Source organism: Pseudomonas vranovensis DSM 16006 (genome assembly GCF_000425805.1).
In the GTDB taxonomy this organism is placed as follows: Bacteria; Pseudomonadota; Gammaproteobacteria; order Pseudomonadales; family Pseudomonadaceae; genus Aquipseudomonas; species Aquipseudomonas vranovensis.
In genome coordinates this window covers 33,152-50,658 of sequence record NZ_KE384459.1, presented here as the reverse complement: position 1 = coordinate 50,658, position 17,507 = coordinate 33,152, and the positions used below count along the sequence as shown (strand labels likewise).

General features: G+C 59.6%; 18 protein-coding genes. 15 read left to right on the top strand and 3 right to left on the bottom strand.

What is annotated here, in order from left to right; genetic code table 11:
* Positions 1-6: 6 nt before the first annotated feature.
* The 4 genes from H621_RS0126145 (at position 7) to H621_RS0126130 (ending at position 4,170) form a co-directional block, all read left to right on the top strand.
* Positions 7-2,580 carry a heavy metal translocating P-type ATPase gene (locus H621_RS0126145; RefSeq protein WP_028946212.1) on the top strand — a complete coding sequence of 858 codons (2,574 nt, stop codon included), beginning with the start codon at positions 7-9 and terminating at the stop codon, positions 2,578-2,580.
* Positions 2,581-2,592: 12 nt separating this feature from the next.
* The gene (locus H621_RS0126140) at positions 2,593-3,618 is read left to right on the top strand and encodes a 2Fe-2S iron-sulfur cluster-binding protein (protein ID WP_028946211.1); all 1,026 of its coding nucleotides are present in this window, start codon (positions 2,593-2,595) and stop codon (positions 3,616-3,618) included.
* 24 nt (positions 3,619-3,642) lie between these two features.
* Positions 3,643-3,891, top strand: coding sequence for a hypothetical protein (locus tag H621_RS0126135; protein ID WP_156905664.1), 249 nt, complete (start codon positions 3,643-3,645; stop codon positions 3,889-3,891).
* 84 nt (positions 3,892-3,975) lie between these two features.
* The gene (locus tag H621_RS0126130) at positions 3,976-4,170 is read left to right on the top strand and encodes a heavy-metal-associated domain-containing protein (RefSeq protein WP_028946209.1); all 195 of its coding nucleotides are present in this window, start codon (positions 3,976-3,978) and stop codon (positions 4,168-4,170) included.
* Positions 4,171-4,209: 39 nt separating this feature from the next.
* Here the strand turns inward: H621_RS0126130 and H621_RS0126125 are convergent, their stop codons facing one another.
* Together H621_RS0126125 and H621_RS0126120 are read right to left on the bottom strand one after the other, a co-directional pair.
* Positions 4,210-4,884, bottom strand: a complete 675-nt coding sequence (locus tag H621_RS0126125; RefSeq protein WP_028946208.1) for a GntR family transcriptional regulator — start codon at positions 4,882-4,884, stop codon at positions 4,210-4,212.
* 67 nt (positions 4,885-4,951) lie between these two features.
* The gene (locus H621_RS0126120; protein WP_028946207.1) at positions 4,952-5,686 is read right to left on the bottom strand and encodes an SDR family NAD(P)-dependent oxidoreductase; all 735 of its coding nucleotides are present in this window, start codon (positions 5,684-5,686) and stop codon (positions 4,952-4,954) included.
* Between the two features lie 184 nt (positions 5,687-5,870).
* Here H621_RS0126120 and H621_RS0126115 point away from each other — a divergent pair, with 184 nt between their 5' ends.
* From H621_RS0126115 to H621_RS0126105, 3 genes are read left to right on the top strand one after another with little or no spacing between them, the layout of a single operon-like run.
* The gene (locus tag H621_RS0126115) at positions 5,871-6,902 is read left to right on the top strand and encodes an ABC transporter substrate-binding protein (RefSeq protein ID WP_028946206.1); all 1,032 of its coding nucleotides are present in this window, start codon (positions 5,871-5,873) and stop codon (positions 6,900-6,902) included.
* Positions 6,903-6,959: 57 nt separating this feature from the next.
* Complete coding sequence (locus tag H621_RS0126110; protein ID WP_028946205.1) at positions 6,960-8,027, top strand: phosphotransferase; 1,068 nt, start codon at positions 6,960-6,962, stop codon at positions 8,025-8,027.
* Positions 8,024-9,343 carry an aspartate aminotransferase family protein gene (locus tag H621_RS0126105; protein ID WP_028946204.1) on the top strand — a complete coding sequence of 440 codons (1,320 nt, stop codon included), beginning with the start codon at positions 8,024-8,026 and terminating at the stop codon, positions 9,341-9,343. The genes H621_RS0126110 and H621_RS0126105 overlap by 4 nt, the downstream gene beginning before the upstream one ends.
* A 65-nt stretch (positions 9,344-9,408) precedes the next feature.
* Here the strand turns inward: H621_RS0126105 and H621_RS0126100 are convergent, their stop codons facing one another.
* Positions 9,409-9,588 (bottom strand): hypothetical protein, encoded by a 180-nt coding sequence (locus tag H621_RS0126100; protein ID WP_036990438.1) that lies wholly within the window; start codon positions 9,586-9,588, stop codon positions 9,409-9,411.
* Positions 9,589-9,945: 357 nt separating this feature from the next.
* Here H621_RS0126100 and H621_RS0126095 point away from each other — a divergent pair, with 357 nt between their 5' ends.
* The 8 genes from H621_RS0126095 to H621_RS0126060 all read left to right on the top strand — a co-directional run bounded on the left by H621_RS0126095 (position 9,946) and on the right by H621_RS0126060 (position 17,317).
* Positions 9,946-10,452, top strand: coding sequence for a DUF3015 domain-containing protein (locus tag H621_RS0126095; protein WP_028946202.1), 507 nt, complete (start codon positions 9,946-9,948; stop codon positions 10,450-10,452).
* A 394-nt stretch (positions 10,453-10,846) separates the two neighbouring features.
* Positions 10,847-12,283 carry an APC family permease gene (locus tag H621_RS0126090; RefSeq protein ID WP_028946201.1) on the top strand — a complete coding sequence of 479 codons (1,437 nt, stop codon included), beginning with the start codon at positions 10,847-10,849 and terminating at the stop codon, positions 12,281-12,283.
* Positions 12,284-12,301: 18 nt separating this feature from the next.
* Positions 12,302-12,889, top strand: a complete 588-nt coding sequence (locus H621_RS0126085) for a DUF3156 family protein (protein WP_028946200.1) — start codon at positions 12,302-12,304, stop codon at positions 12,887-12,889.
* 91 nt (positions 12,890-12,980) lie between these two features.
* A complete protein-coding gene (locus tag H621_RS0126080; protein WP_028946199.1) occupies positions 12,981-14,024 on the top strand; it encodes a zinc-dependent alcohol dehydrogenase in 1,044 nt (347 codons plus the stop codon).
* A gap of 55 nt (positions 14,025-14,079) precedes the next feature.
* Complete coding sequence (locus H621_RS0126075; RefSeq protein ID WP_028946198.1) at positions 14,080-15,561, top strand: aldehyde dehydrogenase family protein; 1,482 nt, start codon at positions 14,080-14,082, stop codon at positions 15,559-15,561.
* A 64-nt stretch (positions 15,562-15,625) separates the two neighbouring features.
* Entirely contained in the window at positions 15,626-16,444 is an 819-nt protein-coding gene (locus tag H621_RS0126070; RefSeq protein WP_036990435.1) for a response regulator transcription factor, read from the top strand.
* A gap of 189 nt (positions 16,445-16,633) precedes the next feature.
* Positions 16,634-16,915 carry a DUF1652 domain-containing protein gene (locus H621_RS27615; RefSeq protein WP_051270743.1) on the top strand — a complete coding sequence of 94 codons (282 nt, stop codon included), beginning with the start codon at positions 16,634-16,636 and terminating at the stop codon, positions 16,913-16,915.
* Positions 16,916-16,942: 27 nt separating this feature from the next.
* Positions 16,943-17,317, top strand: a complete 375-nt coding sequence (locus H621_RS0126060; RefSeq protein ID WP_028946196.1) for an NUDIX domain-containing protein — start codon at positions 16,943-16,945, stop codon at positions 17,315-17,317.
* Positions 17,318-17,507 lie beyond the last annotated feature (190 nt).

The following is a 17,507-nucleotide window of genomic DNA, read 5'->3' as shown; positions in this document are numbered from 1 at the left end:
AGTTCAATGACTTCCGTTGCCGTGCAACCAGATTCCAGTTCATCCAAGTCCGCAAATCGTCGCTTGAGCCTGCCGGTCGAAGGCATGACCTGCGCCTCCTGCGTTGGCCGGGTCGAACGTGCCCTCGCAGCAGTCCCGGGTGTGCATTCGGCCACGGTCAACCTCGCCACCGAACGTGCCGACTTGACCTTTACCGGCGTGGCCGATCCGCAGGCGGCGGTGCGTGCCATCGAGCGTGCGGGCTACAGCGTCCCGGAGCAGCGCCTTGAACTGTCAATCGAGGGCATGACCTGCGCCTCGTGCGTCGGGCGGGTAGAAAAGGCGCTGAAACACGTTCCCGGTGTGCTCGAGGCCACTGTCAACCTGGCCACGGAGCGCGCGCAGGTGCGTTACCTTGCCGGTGCCCTTGCGGCGACCGACCTTCAGGCAGCGGTCAAACAGGCGGGTTATACCTCTCGTCCCTTGTCTTCGGACACGGCGGATGCCGGCGATCAGGACAGCGAGCGCCGAGAAAACGAAGCCCGATCCCTGCGTCGCTCGTTGCTGATTGCGGCCGTGCTCACCTTGCCAGTGTTCATTCTCGAAATGGGCTCGCACCTGATTCCGGCCATGCATCACTGGGTGATGGGGGTGCTCGGTCAGCAGATGAACTGGCATGTGCAGTTCGTGCTCGCCACGCTGGTGCTGTTCGGGCCGGGGCTGCGGTTCTTCCAAAAAGGCATACCCGCCTTGTTACGCGGTGCGCCGGACATGAACTCGCTGGTGTCGGTCGGCACCGCAGCGGCCTATGGTTACTCGCTGGTCGCAACGTTTGCCCCCGAGGTGCTGCCACAGGGCACCGCCAACGTCTATTTCGAAGCGGCGGCGGTGATCGTGACGCTGATCCTGCTTGGACGCACGCTGGAGGCGCGCGCCAAAGGTAAAACCTCGCAAGCAATCAAGCGGCTGGTCGGGCTGCAGGCCAAGACTGCACGTGTGGAGCGCGACGGCAAAACCATTGAGGTCGCGCTCGATCAGGTCGCCGCGAATGACATCGTGTTCGTGCGTCCGGGCGAAAAAATTCCGCTCGACGGTGAGGTTGTCGAGGGCGCCTCCTATGTTGACGAGAGCATGATCAGCGGTGAGCCCGTGCCGGTGGCAAAAGGTGTCGGCGCCGAGGTCGTTGGCGGTACGATCAACAAGACCGGCGCTTTCAGTTTTCGCGTGACCAATGTCGGTGCCAATACCGTGCTGGCGCAGATCATTCGCCTGGTCGAGCAAGCGCAGGGGTCCAAACTGCCAATCCAGGCGCTGGTCGACAAGGTGACCATGTGGTTTGTCCCAGCGGTCATGGCTGCTGCCACGCTGACATTCCTTGTCTGGCTGTTCTTCGGTCCGGCCCCGGCGCTCACGTTTGCGCTGGTCAACGCAGTAGCAGTGCTCATTATCGCCTGCCCATGCGCCATGGGGCTGGCCACACCGACCTCGATCATGGTCGGTACGGGCAGGGCGGCTGAGCTTGGCGTGCTCTTTCGCAAGGGCGAAGCCTTGCAGGCGCTGCGTGATGTGAGTGTCATCGCACTCGACAAGACCGGCACGCTGACCAAAGGCCGGCCCGAGCTGACCGACCTCATTACCGCTGACGGATTTGCCTATGACGAAGTGCTGGCGCTGGTTGCGGCCGTCGAGGCCCGCTCCGAGCACCCCATCGCTGAAGCGATCGTCGTCGCTGCGCAGCAGCGTGACCTTACGGTGGCCGCCGCCGAGGGTTTCGAGGCCACCCCGGGCTATGGTGTGTCGGCCAACGTCACAGGCCATACCGTCGCTGTCGGCGCGGATCGGTTCATGACCCATCTCGGCCTGGATGTGACGAGCCTTCTGCCGACCGCACGCCGTCTTGGCGAGCAAGGCAAGAGCCCGCTGTATGCCGCGATTGATGGTCGCCTGGCGGCGGTCATCGCAGTGGCCGACCCGATCAAGGAGACAACCCCCGATGCAATCAAGGCGCTTCACGCGCTCGGGCTCAAGGTTGCGATGATTACCGGAGACAACGCCGCCACGGCCGCGGCAATCGCCAAACAGTTGGGTATCGATGAAGTGGCGGCCGAGGTCCTGCCTGACGGCAAGGTTGCGGCCCTGAAGAAGTTTCGCAGCGACGGTGCACGGGTGGCCTTTGTGGGTGACGGTATCAACGACGCACCCGCGCTCGCTGAAGCGGACGTCGGGCTTGCCATTGGCACGGGTACCGATGTGGCCATTGAAGCGGCCGACGTGGTGCTGATGTCGGGCGACCTGCGTGGCGTGCCGAATGCCATTGCCCTCAGTCAGGCGACAATTCGCAACATCAAGCAGAACCTGTTCTGGGCCTTCGCCTATAACGCGGTGCTGATTCCGGTTGCGGCGGGGCTGCTGTATCCCCTTGACGGCACCTTGCTTTCGCCGATCTTCGCCGCCGCCGCGATGGCGCTTTCGAGTGTCTTCGTGCTCGGTAACGCGCTTCGGCTCAAGCGTTTGCAGGTCCCGATGGCGGTTGAGCCGCAGGTCGAGGCAATGCCGAATGCGGCGCCGCCGTCCGTGTCAGGGCTGATGAATGAGCGTTGAGAGGTGCGCACCATGAGCAAACGTATCGAAATACGCCAAGCCGGTCGCACGCTCACGGTGTCGGCGGGCATGACCGTGCTGGAAGCGGCACTCGCTGACGAGATTTCCTTTCCGCATGGCTGCCGCTCCGGCCGCTGTGGATCGTGCAAGTCACGCCTGATCAGCGGTGAGGTAGACCTGCTGGATCACAGTCGCTTTGCGCTCTCTGACGAGGAGAAGGCCCAGGGCCTGATCCTCGCTTGCCGTGCCATCCCAAGAACGGATGCAGTTATCGCCTGGCTTGGTGGTGACGAATGGGTTCCAGCGCACCCCCATCGCCGGCTGAGCTGCCGGGTGGAAACCGTCGAGCATGTGACCCACGACATCATGCAGGTCCGCCTTGTTGTCGCCGATGGCGCTGATTCGATGGCCTTTAGTGCAGGCCAATACGCTCGTCTCACGTTCCCGGGTGCAGCCACACGCGACTATTCGATGGCGAGCAGGCCTGGCGAGCGAGCACTGGAGTTCCATATTCGCCGCGTGCCAGGCGGTGCGGCGAGCGAACGTATCCACACGCTGTTGAAGGTTGGGGATCCGGTTGTGGTGGAAGGGCCATTCGGCGCTTCCTACCTTCGTGAACAACACAGTGGACCGATGCTATGCATTGCCGGTGGCTCGGGCCTTGCACCGATCAAGTCAATTATCGAGACAGCCCTTGCGTACGGAATGAAGCAACCGATCCATTGCTATTTCGGCACACGCAGTGAGCGCGATCTCTACCTGGTCGAACACTTCGAGCGATTGGCGCAACGTTACTCCAACCTGGTGTTCATGCCCGTTCTATCGGATGCCACTGCGGCAACAGGTTGGCGTACCGGCCTCGTCACAGATGCCATCGCTGCAGACCTGAAGGATTTCGACGGCTGGAAAGTGTACGTCGCCGGCCCCCCAGCGATGGTAGACGCGGCCATGCAATTAACCCTGTTACAGGCGGGGAGGGCCGAGGACGTGCATGCCGACGTGTTCTTTACGCCGGTATCACCATTAGGGAAGACATAAGTTCAATCTACACAGGAGTCGGTTGTGAAAAGAATGATGTCCAGGGTGTTTTTCGTAGGGGTTGCACTGGCGTCTGGTGCCGTACAGGCCACAGGGGGGAACCCGAAGAACAATGGCAATTACGATATGGATAATGAGGCGCTTGCACCGCGCTATGTGTGGGATGACGGCAGATTGGTGAGAAACCCGAAATACGCCGAAGAACGCCGCCGAGCACAGGAACGTACCTCGCAAGTACCCCGTGCCAACGATGAGTCAACGCTGTACGAGTGAAGGTTGCCAGTGTTCACACTTGGCGTGATGTCGTTAAGGTCACGTTTTACTTTCTGTAATGTAGTCAGCAATCAGGAGATCAATATGCTTCGTTTCCATATACCTAACATGACCTGCGGCGGCTGTGCCAGGACGGTCACCCAGGCGCTGCTGAGTGTCGATCCGCACGCACTCATTGAAACCGATCCGCCAGCACGGGAAGTCAGAGTCCAGAGTGCGCTGGACGAGGACGCTTTTCTTGCAGTGCTGATCGAGGCCGGCTATCCCGATAAGCAGTAATCGCAAACGATGGCGGCGGTCTGCCAAGAACTGCTGCCATCACTGTTCATCATGCTCAAGTTGAACGTACTCCAGCATCTTCTGACTTCCATCAAGTATGTCGTTGCAGATTGCCGCGCGAGCTCCCGCGCCATCGCACTTTTTGAGCGCGTCAAGTACATCCCAGTGATGGTCAATGGCCATGCGTTCGTTGAAGCTTCCATAGGCACGTGCAATGAGCGGCCCGGTACGCATCCACAAGCCGTCCAGCAGGCTGGTCAGTACCGGCATGTCAGCGATTTCCGTCAACCGGAAGTGAAACTCGTGATTGAAGGTCAATGCTGACGTCAAGTCATTGTCTTTGATCGCTGCGAGGTTGTTCTGAATGCAGGTTTCCAGCCGCATCAATTGCTGCGGGGTCGCTAACGACGCGGCGGTCTCGGCTGCCAATCCTTCGAGCGAGAGCCGAATGCTTCTGATCTCCAGGTACTGCTTGGAGGTCAGTACAGGGACGCGAATGTCCCGTGGTGTCTTGAGAACCAGAGCCTGCTCCTTCGCCAATTGAAGAATGGCGTCCCGTACAGGCGTGACACTCGTACCCAATTGTTCAGCGAGGTCGCGTATGCGCAGCCGGTCGTTAGGCTGGAAGCGGCCAGTGATCAACGCTTCCCGGAGCAAGCCATAAATACCGCTGCCAAGGTAGGAGTGTTTCAGGTTCTCAATAGGGTAATTCATCGCGTACTCGTGTGCGGCACATGCCCGGCTGAATAGGGGAGGCTACCGGCAGCGATTATCGAGTAACTCAAACATGTTGCCCACCGTTAACGTGAATTTCTGCGCCATTGATATACGAAGCGCCGTGCGTGCAGAGAAAATGCACGAGTGCGGCGACTTCCTCGGGCTTACCCATGCGTTTCATTGGAATCGACCGCTCAACGATCAGCTCGGTACCGGCGGATAGAATGGCGGTATCGATTTCCCCGGGAGCGATTGCATTTACGCGAACACCATGAGGCCCGAAGTCATGTGCCATTTCGCGGGTCAGGGCCGATAGTGCCGCTTTTGAGCAGGCGTAAGCGACACCTGCGAATGGGTGGACGCGCGAACCCGCAATGGAAGTGACGTTGATAACTGAGCCTCTCGCCGTCTTGAGCTCCTCGAAAAGCCCCCGAGCCAGTAGTGCTGTCGAGAAGATATTCACATTGAAAACCTTCAGCCAGGTCGAATAGTCGGATTCCAATACGCCTAGCCGCTCCCCATCTGAGCCTTTGGGCGACATGCCGGCGTTGTTGACTAGAGCATCCAGTCGGCCACCGAGTTTCTCCCGGATTTCTGCAAGGCTGTTCTGCACATCCTCCACGTTCCCGAGGTCGAGGTGAATGTGGTTGGCCAGCCCTTCGGCCCACGGGCAGCCTTCGCCCAGATCCTGCCTCGAAGCGGTAAAGACTCGCCAACCCGCAGCACTGAAGTGTTTCACGGTTGCGTGGCCGATGCCCCGGCTCGCACCGGTGAGAAGCAAAGTACGTTGTTCGGTCATGGCGGGATCCCTGTCATTGGTGAGGAAGAGTGTAGTTCAAAACATGATGCATCATATTTATTATGTGTTTTAATGGATGTTGTCCCCATCAGGGCAAGCACCACATTCGATCGATGCTGCCACTACAAGAAAACTGCCATCCCTTTAAAGCTGCCCACGACCCGTAGCTGACCTGGAGAGACGCATGAATAAGAAAATCGCAGCGGTACTTTTGCTTGGAACGATTGCAGGCCCGTTGAATGCCGCTGAAACGCTAACCGTGGTTTCCTTTGGCGGGAACAATCGCCAGGCTCAAGAAAAGGCGTTCTACAAACCCTTCACGGCCAAGAGTGCCACGACCATCACGGCGGACGACTACAACGGTGAAATGGCCAAGATCAAGGTGATGGCCGACACCGGTAAAACCAGTTGGGATGTGGTGGAGGTCGAATCTCCCGAGCTCATCCGTGGTTGCAGCGAGGGGTTGTTCGAACCCTTGGACTGGAGCCGGATAGGGAAGAAGGAGGATTTCATTCCTGCCGCCGTCAGCGATTGTGGTGTCGGCATTTTCATCTGGTCGACTGTGCTGACCTACGATCCCAATAAGCTCGCCGCAAGCCCGCAAGGTTGGGCCGATTTCTGGGACATGAAGAAGTATCCCGGTAAGCGCGGCCTTCGCCGTGGAGCGAAATTCACGCTGGAGTTCGCGCTGCTTGCGGACGGTGTCAGCAACCAGGACCTCTACAAGGTTCTCGGCACTGAAGCGGGTATTCAACGCGCATTCAAAAAGCTCGACGAAATCAAACCCAACATCCAATGGTGGGATTCCGGGGCGCAGCCGCTGCAGTGGCTGGTAGCCGGTGACGTGGTCATGACCTCCGCCTACAACGGTCGCGTCACCTCTGCCCAGGAGGAGGGCCAGTCATTTGCAATGCAATGGAATGGGAGCCTTTACGACCTTGACCACTGGGCAATCGTGAAAGGGTCTGCGAAAAAGGAATTGGCAGAGAATTTCATCGCTTTCGCCAGCGAGCCTGTTCAACAGAAGAACTACGTCGAAGCCATCCCTTATGGGCCCAGCAACACCAACGCGATGAGCCTGGTAGATAAGCGTGTTGGCGAAAAACTCCCGACGGCACCTGAAAATCTGAAAAACGCCCGGGCTACCGACGCCGAGTTCTGGATCGATCACGGTGAGGATCTGGAGGAGCGCTTCAACGCTTGGGCCAATAAGTGATGCATGGCGCCCTTGGAAACAGGGGCGCCATTCGAAAGCCGGATGAGGACGGGATTCATGCCCCTTGAAAATTTAGCTGTTGATGACAGCTTACTGGAAGCCGCTCCAGCGCTGGTCACTGATGCGCAAGCGTGCGCTGTGCTCCAGCAGCAGTTTGGATTGAGCGGCACGCTTCACAAGTTGGGCGGCGAACGAGACCTCAATTTCCGCGTGATGCTTGATGACGGGTCATCGCGCTTGCTCAAGCTCTCCCATCCGCTCGAGAATCCGGATGTGGTCGACTTTCACAACCAGGCGATGCGCAGAATCGAGCGTCAAGATCCCGGTCTTCCGGTTCAACGCGTGCATCCGTCGCTTGCAGGCGAGTACGCCACCTTTGTCGAGATTGATGGGCAGCACATGCTGGTCCGGCTCCTGTCTTTTGAAGACGGAATGCCCCTTCACTGCGTGAGTAGCACTACAACGGCGTTTCGCCGAGTGATCGGGCAGTCCATTGCCCGGCTTGACGTAGCGCTGGAAGGCTTCACTCATCCTGCCGCCGGGCATGCGCTGCTCTGGGACATGCAGCATGCCGCGCACCTTCGACCGCTTCTGATTCACATCGAACCCGGTCAGGGGCGTAAATTGGTCGAGCAACGTCTTGATCTGTACGAGTCCGTTGTCTTGCCCCGGGTCCCTCGGCTGCGAAAACAAGTGATTCACAATGACACGAACCCGCACAACATTATCGTGGATGCCAAGCATCCTGATGTTCTGCGCAGCATTCTTGATTTCGGGGACATGGTGTACGCACCTTTGGTCAACGAGGTAGCGGTGGCCGCTTCCTACCACCTTGGGCAGGCCGGCGACGTCCTGGCGCCGGCATTGGATGTCATTGGCGCTTACCATCAACACAATCCGCTTACACATGAAGAGCTGGCGCTGCTGCCGGAGCTGCTGGCCACACGGTTGGCATTAGCCCTTTGCATCAACTCGTGGCGCGCCGAACTCCATCCCGAGAATCGTGAGTACATCCTTCGAAACACCCAGCGCGCGTGGGCAAATTTGAATGCAGTGTCGTCTTTGTCTCGATCTGAAATTGAAGATCGAATTTCTTCCGCATGCCTGCGAGAGGCCAAAGCATGAGCATGATCAACGGCTTCACCCCAGAGGACGCAACTCGGCTTTCGGAAACCGAACGATGCCTGATTGAACGCCGCGAGCGTCTGTTGGGCCCGGCGTATCGTCTTTTCTACGAGCGACCGCTTCATACCGTTCGAGGGGAGGGCGTTTGGCTCTTCGATGAGCAGGGCCGTCGTTATCTGGATGCCTACAACAACGTCGCCTCCATCGGTCACTGCCATCCTCGAGTGGTTGAGGCAATGTACCGGCAGTCACTTCAGCTCAACACGCACACCCGCTACCTGCAAGAGGGAGTGCTCGACTATGCCGAGCAGTTGTTGGGCACATTCCCTGGTGACCTGGAGCGGGTGATGTTCACCTGTACCGGAAGTGAAGCGAATGACCTCGCGCTGCGGATCGCCAAGCAGTACACAGGCGGTACCGGCGTCATCATCACCCAATTCGCCTACCACGGTGTGACTGGAGACATCGCCGAGCTTTCGCCGTCGCTCGGTCGCGGCATGGTGCTCCCGGCGCATGTCCGTACCGTCCGCGCCCCCGATGCTTACCGTCTGGGGGCTGCAAACGTGGGGGCGACGTTCGCCGCAGACGTACGTGCCGCGATCGATGACCTCAAGGCGCACGGTATTCGCCCCGCGGCTATTTTGCTCGATGGCATCTTCTCCAGCGACGGCGTCCTGCCCGGGCCGACGGGCTTCCTCGCTGAAGGTGTTGCGTTGGCTCAGGCAGAAGGAATGCTGTACATCGCGGACGAGGTGCAGTCAGGTTTTGCTCGTACCGGCCTGAACATGTGGGGTTTCTCGAGGCATGGCGTGCGTCCCGATATTGTCACGCTCGGCAAGCCGATGGGTAATGGTCAGCCCATTGCCGGTATCGTTGGACGCCCTGAAGTCGTCGATGACTTCGGAAAGAACATGCGCTACTTCAACACATTTGGAGGCAACCCGGTCTCGTGTGCAGCAGGCCAGGCTGTTCTGGACGTGATCCAGGAAGAACATCTGCAGCAGAGATCCCATGACATTGGCGGATATCTGCTGGGGGGCCTGACAACGCTTGCGCAGCGCCATGACATGATCGGTGAGGTCAGGGGGGCAGGCATGTTCCTCGGTGTCGAGCTCGTCACCGACCGCGCGACCAAGAGACCAGCAGCCGAGCAGGCTCGCAAGGTCGTCAACTCGATGCGTGAACAGGGTGTGCTGATCAGTGCCGCAGGCCCGCTCGAAAACGTGCTCAAGATACGACCGCTATTGGCGTTTACGAAAGAGCATGCGGACATTCTTGTCGAAGCGGTCGATGTCGCAATTACATCCCTGAGATAGCTCAACGAATCATGCCCACACAACCGTGACTGATCCCTGCGGTTTCCGACAGCCAAGCACCCTCGTCAGGATTGAGATTTTTGCCGCTGCGTGCGCTGGTAACGGGTAACTGCGATCTGGACGGCGGCGGCCACGAGGCAAAGCAAGCCGATTTTCCAACTGCCCTCCACCCCGAAATGCTCGGATATTTTTCCAGTCAGCATCACGCTGACGAAGATGGCGACAGGCAGGATCAGTTTGTTCATGAGGTCTTCCAGCGGTAAACGACAAAAGGCGTGAGTGGGTTCTACAGTCCAGGTTGAGGGGAGGGTGTCCCTCCATGCAATGTGTTCGATTACATCGAGGCATTCTACACCGCAAGCACCGCCGTGATTTCAACAAACAGTTGTCACCGATAGTGTTTGAACAGCGTTTCGCAGTGAGCTTGCACGGTGGCTAGGGCATTCGGGGCAATTCACCATGTCGAGTCTTGTCTTTTATGTTCAGCGCCTGGCTGGCGAATTGGGTTCAGGTCATCTACACACTTAGTCATGGGTATTTCAGGTGAATACCCTCCCTCGATCTGGACCGTATAGAAAACGACCTCGACAAGGAAAACGCTCATGTCTAAGAAACTTCTCAAAAATGTGTTTGTTTTCGGTGTTTTAAGCACTGCCGCGCTGGTGGCGCATGCGGACCAGGCGGGTGGCAACGGTTGCGGCTGGGGCAACATGCTGTTCGAGGGCAAGAACGGCCTGGGGTCGCACTTGCTGGCGACGACTACCAACGGTACCTCGGGTAACGCAACTTTCGGCTTGACCTCCGGCACCAACGGTTGTGACTCCAAGGCCCGGCTGGGCTATGGCGGGCGCTCGATGCTGGCCATGAACGGCATGATGGACAGCATTGCCGAGGACATGGCGCAAGGGCAGGGCGAAGCCTTGAGTGCGTATGCCACGCTGTTGGGCATAGACCAGGCAGACCGTACGCACTTTGCTCAGGTCACCCACCAGAACTTCTCCAGTATCTTCTCTACCCCGGACGTCACCGCTGATCAGGTTCTCACCGCAACCCTTGATGTCATGAGTCGTGACCAGCAACTGGCCCGTTATGTAAAACTGCCGAGCTAGGGGCCAGGTTTAGATTGGCGACCCGCTTCACGCCTGCAACGACTGGAGGCCAACCCTGGCTTGTGTTGCTGCCGTTCCTGGCAGCGCCTGGCCAGGTGGCGTCCTTTTAGAGGCACTCGTTAATAAATTCGTCATCTCGATCGACCGCTGGTACCCGTCTGACGCCGCGTTTCGTCGGCGACTCCCCCCGCCGCTGCACCGAGCCTGCCGTTGTTGCCTTGCTGCTCCTGGATTGTGCTTTGGGACTGGTTCGGCGCCTGTTGTTTTACCTGAGTCACGCGTCTACCCCCGTCGGTGTATGTACAGCCTCGACACCGCATTGATAGCGTTACCCCCACTTCCTGTTTACGTCACACCGCTTGTCATTAAAAAAACAATAGTGGAGAGGTGCGTTATGAGTAGTTTGAAGTTGAGCCGAAGCCTGGGGTTCTGGGCTGCCTACTCCACATCGGTGGGCCTGGTGGTGTCGGGCACGGCCATGGTGGCGCTGGGCAATGGCTACGGTGTTTCGGGGCCCGCATTCAGCCTCGTGGCATTGGTGGCGCTGGTGGTGATCCTGTGCGTTGCCATGTCGTATTCCGAACTCGCTGCCATGTTGCCGGGGGCCGGCATGGTGGGGGAATACACCCTGCCGGCACTGGGCAAGCTCCCGGCTCTGTTTGCGGTGCTGGCCGGCTACATCGTGCTGGTGGGTACCGACGGCGGCACCAACATGATTATCGGCGGCCAGTCGCTGGAACGGTTGACCGGGGTGCCGTGGTATCTGTTTTCGCTGGGCATCCTGGCGGTACTGGTAGCCATCAACCTCAAAGGCGTGGACGTGTTCGGCCGCGTGCAAACGACCCTGGCCATCGCCATGATGCTGATGCTCGGCCTGGTGGGTGTCTGGGGCTTGACCGGCTTCCAGACGGCGGCCCCCCTGGCCGAACAGCCGGCATTCTCTGTCGGCCCCTGGCAGGATCAGCTTGGCCACCTGAGCCTGGCGATCTGGCTGTTCATCGGCATGGAATTCGTCGCGCCCCTGGCCGAAGAGGTCAAGAACCCAGGGCGCACCATCCCCCTGGCGATGATTTTTGGCTGCGCGAGTATCTGGTTGGTCGACCTGCTGTTTGGCTTGAGCATCACCCGCTACCTGTCGCTGGAAGAGCTGGCCGCCTCGACCATTCCCCATGTCGACGGGGCAGCAGCCATGTTGGGGCAGCCCGGGCTGATCCTCATGGGCAGTATCTCGATCCTGGCGGCAGTCACCACCTGCGACACCTATCTGATCGCCGTGCCACGCATGTTGTATGGCCTGTCACGCGAAGGCATGCTGCCGAAGATTTTTTCCTGGCTGCACCCCACCGCAAGAACGCCCTGGTTCAGTATCTTCTTCGTGGTGGCGCTGATCCTGATCGTGCTGGTCTACGCCATGGCCAACCAGGCCGACATCGCCTTGATCACCATGATGATCAGTGTGGCCTGCACCACCTGGCTGATGTCGTACCTGATCGCCCAGGTCAACGTCCTGGTACTGCGGGTCAAGTACCCCAATGCCCACCGTCCTTTCCGCACACCGCTCTACCCGCTGCCACAGTTGGTGGGGATTGCCGCTTGCCTGTACATGATCGGCTCGCTGGTTGCCGATACCCAGGTACTGGGCATTGCCGTGGTGTGCTCGGCCTTGATCCTGGCGTTTGGCGTGATCTACCTGAAGAAGACCGGCCAGGCGTTGTTCCAGCCGGTGCCGCTCGACGAGGTGCTGCGCCGGATCGTGCATCGCTCCGAGTCGCTGGATGAACCCGGTGACGGGCTCGAGCGCGACATGCTTGCCCAGTTGAAACGCCAGTAACCCGACGAGGAAGCCCGCATGGATCTTTATTCGATCATCGACCGGCGCGCGCAGCAGATGCTTCGGGATACGGTTTCGCGCTTTGCCCCGTACATGGCCCATGACGTTGCCGACAGTGAACGTGCAGTGTCGGTCCTGGACCACCGCCTGGGCGCAGATGACCTGGTGCTTGAGCATCGCTTGTCCAGCAAAGTGATTGGGCGCATCTACACCTGCCGCTGGCGCTGGAAGGTTGCGGTGGACCTGGGCGCAACAGCCATGATGATTCGCCTGCGTTATCGCGGCTGGAAGCCTTCGACCCGGACGGCGAGTTTTGTAGTGGACCGCGGCCGTCAAGCCGTGTGCGATCGACTCAACGCCAGTGCCGTGGTGCTGCCCCTGTGCATGGCGATGGAACTGGGGGGCTTGAGCATCCATTACCACCCGGCAGACAAAACCTGCGAGGTGGTGCTCAGCCCCAACTATGGGGACTTTGTCTGGATGCTCATACCACCGGTGAAATACGGGCGCCAACCCACACCTGCCGAAGTGGACAGCACGGTGCTGCTCATTCAACAGATCTCTTTGTTGCTTCACGCCAGCCGCTGCGAAGCCCTGGCAAGCTGAGCGCAATCATCGAACAACCTTTGGCGCGCAGGTTCCTCTGCGCCAGGGGCGCAGTGTTGCCAGAAAAACGTTATTTCATGAGGATGTCGTTATGTTGGACACAAACAAGAAAACCATGACCGCCGCTGTGCTTCGTGAACTGGGCGGGCCGCTGAACCTTGAGCAGGTGCCGGTACCGCAGCCGGGCATTGGCGAAATTCTCATCAAGGTCGTGGCCTGCGGCGTTTGCCACAGCGATGTGCATGCCTGCGATGGCGACTGGCCGACACCCCCGAACCTGCCGCTGATTCCTGGCCATGAAGTCACCGGGCACATTGCCCAGCTCGGTGAGGGAGTGACTGGCTACAAGGTCGGCGATACCGTTGGCGTGCCTTGGATGTACAGCGCTTGCGGCGCATGTGAGTACTGCCGCGCCGGCATGGAGACCATCTGCAAGCAGGGCGAGGCCACCGGCTACAGCAAACCGGGCGGCTATGCCGAGTACATGGTTGCGCCGGCGGCGTTCGTGGCAAAAGTACCGCAGGGTGCTGACTTGTATGCCCTGGCGCCGATTCTTTGTGCCGGCGTCACGACGTATCGCGGGTTGAAGCGTTCGGGCGCCCGGCCAGGACAGTGGATGGCTGTGATCGGCATCGGCGGCCTGGGGCATGTGGCGGTGCAGTACGCCAAGGCCATGGGCCTGAGGGTGGTGGCCGTTGATGTCAGCGATAAAAAACTGGAACTGGCCCATCGCCTGGGCGCCGAGCGCGTGTACAACGTCTTGAAAGACCCTGAAAGCGCGATCCACGAAGAGTTGGGTGGTGTGCATGGCGTGCTGGTGACGGCCACGTCGAACAAGGCATTTGAACTGGCGGTGAAACTGCTGCGTCCCGGCGGCACGGCGATCTACATTGGCCAGCCGGGTGGCGCTGCCGATGAAGTGCGCAGCTCCATCGACCGCATCGTCAACTGGGAATTGTCGATCCGTGGCTCTAACGTGGGCACCCGGCAAGACCTGCATGAGGCCGTGGAGTTCGCGGCCAACGGCCTGGTCGCGGTGCAAGCGAGCTTGACCACCCTGGGCGAGATCGGCGAGATTTTCGAGCAGATCCGCCAAGGCACGGTAGTGGGCCGCAAGGTGCTGAAAATTTCCTGACACCGGTTCGGTTGGCGCGCAAGCGCCAGCCGTGTTGCTTGCTTGGAGTTCAAACATGAATGCCGATACTCAGCTGTATATCAATGGCCAATGGGTGGATCCGGTCGAGGGCAGGACCTTCGCTACCATCGACCCGAGCAGCGAGGCACTGATCGCCAGAGTGGCCGCTGCCACCGCCGCCGACGTCGACCTTGCGGTGCAGGCCGCACGCCAGGCTTTCGACGAGGGGCCTTGGCCACACCTGAGCGGTTCGGCGCGTGCCGCCGTGCTGCGGCGTATCGCCCAGGGCATCCGCGACCGCCAGCAGGCGTTGGCCGAGCTTGAGGTGCGCGACAACGGCAAGCCGCTGCCGGAAGCCCTGTGGGATGTCGGGGACAGCGCGGGTTGCTTTGATTACTATGCCGACCTCGCCGAAGGCCTGGACGATCGGCAAGATCAACCCGTGGCCTTGGCCGATGAGCGCTTCAGCTCGGTAGTACGCAAGGAGCCGGTGGGTGTGGCCGGGGCGATCATCCCCTGGAACTTTCCGCTGCTGATGGCCGCCTGGAAAGTGGCACCGGCCTTGGCGGCCGGCTGCTGCATGGTGCTCAAACCGTCCGAGCTGACACCCATGACGGCGCTTGAACTGGCGCGTATTGCGGACGCTGCCGGGCTGCCAGCGGGCGTATTGAACGTGCTGCCAGGCCTGGGCCAGAGTGCTGGCGCCGCACTGGCCGAGCACCCGGGCATCGACAAGCTGGCCTTCACCGGGAGTGTGCCGACCGGCAGCAGGATCATGCAAGCGGCCGCCAATGACATCAAGAACATCAGCCTGGAGCTGGGCGGCAAATCGCCTTTCATCGTCTTCGCCGATAGCGATATCGAGTCAGCGGTCGAGTGGATCATGTTCGGGATCTTCTGGAACCAGGGGCAGGTGTGTTCAGCCACCTCTCGGGTACTGGTTCAGCGTGAGCTCTATGCGCCGCTGCTCGACCGGCTGCGCCAAGAGGCCGAGAAGGTTCGCATCGGCAACGGCATGGAGGAGGGTGTGCTGCTGGGGCCACTGGTGAGCAAGGGCCAATACGACAAGGTGTTGACTGCCATCGCCGGCGGGCTGGAGGAGGGTGCCCGACTTGTTTATGGCGGCGAACGCCCCACCGGTTTTGATCAAGGCTTCTACCTGCAGCCAACCCTCTTTGCCGATGTACCGCTACACAGCGCGATCTGGCGTGAAGAAATCTTCGGGCCGGTGGTGTGTGTACGGCCGTTTGACGATGAGGCCGAGGCCCTGCGCTCAGCCAACGACTCACGTTTTGGCCTGGCAGCGGCAGTGATGTCCAAAGACCTGGTCCGCGCCGAACGGGTGGCCCGCAAGCTGCGCGCCGGCATCGTCTGGATCAACTGCTCGCAGCCAACCTTTACCGAGGCGCCCTGGGGTGGCTACAAACAAAGTGGTATCGGCCGCGAGCTTGGCGAGTGGGGGTTGAACAACTACCTGGAAATCAAGCAGATCACCCGCTACGACAGTGACCAGAACTGGGGCTGGTACCTGAAGTAGTACCGCAGCCGGCTTGAGCGGTGGCGTGTGCCACCGGCTCCCTGACCCCTTGAGGCACGTGATCATGCAACTGCACCTGACTGATTGGACTCGAAGTGTTGTCGACGTGCTGACGCATCCCCCGGGGGGCCAGCAACTGCACGCGTTGGCGGCCTGGCTGCGGCGCTTGAGCATCGCGGATCACTTCGTGCTGTTCATTTATGAGGGCAGCTATCGCCCGCTGGCGTTGTTCGACACCTTCACGGCAGAACAGCGGTGCATTTTCATTGACGAGTACCAGACCGGTCCCTATCTGCTCGACCCGTTCTACCTGGCCTGCCACCCGGAACAGTCCGAGGGTGTGTACAGCATGCGTCAATTGGCGCCCGACCAGTTCTACAACAGCGAATACTTTCTGACCTATTACCACCACCTCGGCTTGTGCGAAGAGGTCGGCTTTTTCATCACCCTGCGCCCCGACACCCATGGGGTGCTGTCGCTGATGCGACGAAGAGGTCGCACGCGGTTCTTCGATGACGAAATCAGACAGCTGGAAAGCGCCGTCCCGGTTGTTAGTGCCGCGGTGCGCGCAGCCTGGGAAGCGAACAGCCAGGCCGCAGCCAGACCGGCAGATGATCATGACCATCTGGTGCGAGAAGCATTTGCCAACTTTGGTCGAGGTTCATTGACCGAGCGTGAGCGCGAAGTGGTCAGGCTACTGCTGCAAGGGCACTCCAGCCAGTCCATCGCGCAGAAGCTGCGGATCAGTCCGGCAACGGTGAAGGTCCACCGCAAGAACCTGTATGAAAAGCTGGGGATTGGTAGTCAGTCGGAGTTGCTGGCGTTGTTTGTACAGGCGATCAAGGGGGAGTCGTCTCAACGCGGAGAGCTGTTCAGCTTCTGACGCTCGATCTGTTCGCAGTAACGCAGCGTATGTCGACTGGCACCGCTGCAGCTCTCGAGTTCGCCGATTCTCAGGAAAACTACCGCTTGACTATAGGGTTGGGCCGATAGATTACGCTCGATAGTATGAATTTATTTTGAACGAGCCTCGCGACTCCCGCCTCAAAATGGGAACACTGAGGAGATCGCCATGGACCTGTACGGTTTGTCCGACCTTGAGATCAAGCAGCTGATCGAACGTGCCTTGCTGCCTGATCTGTGTGAGTGCAGCGTCGATGGCACGTGCATGACATTGAACCTCACCAGTTGCAAAGACCCGTTGAAAAAAGTGGTCATGAATGCGATCAGTACCCGTTCGCTCAAATCCAGTCGAGGAATTGCCGAACTGATTGGGGAAGCGCGAATTCGCTTGTCCGGGTTGTCTGTCGAGGTTGTGGAGGTCGGCCAAAGCCGTGCAACCAAGCATCAGTGAGCTCATCGTCAGCTTGAGGACCAGGTGATGAACCCATCTAAAGAGCGTCATGCAACTGTCATTTGTCTCCATGCGGACAAACTGCTGTTCGTGCGCAAGGCAACACCCGAATGGTCTTTGCCCGGCGGCAAGATCGAGGCGCATGAGTCTGCGGAGCAGGCGGCGCGGCGCGAACTCTGCGAGGAAACCGGATTGGTACTGGAGCATGCCCGATTTCTGGCGCATGTGGAGATAGGCGATGAAGAGCACCATCTGTACCGCATGAGGGTCGATCCCGCCGATCAGCCCAGGCCGGGCGGCGAAATCGTTGAATGTCGCTGGTTCACGCCATCGGAGCTCAAGCAGGTATTGGTCAAGCCGACCAATCTCGAATTGCTCAAGTGGAACAGTCAAGCAGACTGAAAACCGACAGGCAGGGGTGGTTGCCGCGTGCTGCGGCGGTATCACAGCCGAGCCCCCACGACTTCCAGCCGCAGCCGGTTCAACTTGCCGTTTCGGTCCAGCCGATAGCGCTGTAGATCGGCCGCCAGGAACAGTTCGCCAGGGTAGTAGGCCGCTGCTTCTTAACGGATAGCGTCGATGCACGGCCTGC

Excerpts from the sequence above, each read along its gene's own strand:
- H621_RS0126145 (WP_028946212.1), top strand. The coding sequence starts at position 7 with ATGACTTCCGTTGCCGTGCAACCAGATTCCAGTTCATCCAAGTCCGCA.
- H621_RS0126140 (WP_028946211.1), top strand. The coding sequence starts at position 2,593 with ATGAGCAAACGTATCGAAATACGCCAAGCCGGTCGCACGCTCACGGTG.
- H621_RS0126130 (WP_028946209.1), top strand. The coding sequence starts at position 3,976 with ATGCTTCGTTTCCATATACCTAACATGACCTGCGGCGGCTGTGCCAGG.
- H621_RS0126125 (WP_028946208.1), bottom strand. The coding sequence starts at position 4,884 with ATGAATTACCCTATTGAGAACCTGAAACACTCCTACCTTGGCAGCGGT.
- H621_RS0126120 (WP_028946207.1), bottom strand. The coding sequence starts at position 5,686 with ATGACCGAACAACGTACTTTGCTTCTCACCGGTGCGAGCCGGGGCATC.
- H621_RS0126115 (WP_028946206.1), top strand. The coding sequence starts at position 5,871 with ATGAATAAGAAAATCGCAGCGGTACTTTTGCTTGGAACGATTGCAGGC.
- H621_RS0126110 (WP_028946205.1), top strand. The coding sequence starts at position 6,960 with ATGCCCCTTGAAAATTTAGCTGTTGATGACAGCTTACTGGAAGCCGCT.
- H621_RS0126105 (WP_028946204.1), top strand. The coding sequence starts at position 8,024 with ATGAGCATGATCAACGGCTTCACCCCAGAGGACGCAACTCGGCTTTCG.
- H621_RS0126100 (WP_036990438.1), bottom strand. The coding sequence starts at position 9,588 with ATGAACAAACTGATCCTGCCTGTCGCCATCTTCGTCAGCGTGATGCTG.
- H621_RS0126095 (WP_028946202.1), top strand. The coding sequence starts at position 9,946 with ATGTCTAAGAAACTTCTCAAAAATGTGTTTGTTTTCGGTGTTTTAAGC.
- H621_RS0126090 (WP_028946201.1), top strand. The coding sequence starts at position 10,847 with ATGAGTAGTTTGAAGTTGAGCCGAAGCCTGGGGTTCTGGGCTGCCTAC.
- H621_RS0126085 (WP_028946200.1), top strand. The coding sequence starts at position 12,302 with ATGGATCTTTATTCGATCATCGACCGGCGCGCGCAGCAGATGCTTCGG.
- H621_RS0126080 (WP_028946199.1), top strand. The coding sequence starts at position 12,981 with ATGTTGGACACAAACAAGAAAACCATGACCGCCGCTGTGCTTCGTGAA.
- H621_RS0126075 (WP_028946198.1), top strand. The coding sequence starts at position 14,080 with ATGAATGCCGATACTCAGCTGTATATCAATGGCCAATGGGTGGATCCG.
- H621_RS0126070 (WP_036990435.1), top strand. The coding sequence starts at position 15,626 with ATGCAACTGCACCTGACTGATTGGACTCGAAGTGTTGTCGACGTGCTG.
- H621_RS27615 (WP_051270743.1), top strand. The coding sequence starts at position 16,634 with ATGGACCTGTACGGTTTGTCCGACCTTGAGATCAAGCAGCTGATCGAA.
- H621_RS0126060 (WP_028946196.1), top strand. The coding sequence starts at position 16,943 with ATGAACCCATCTAAAGAGCGTCATGCAACTGTCATTTGTCTCCATGCG.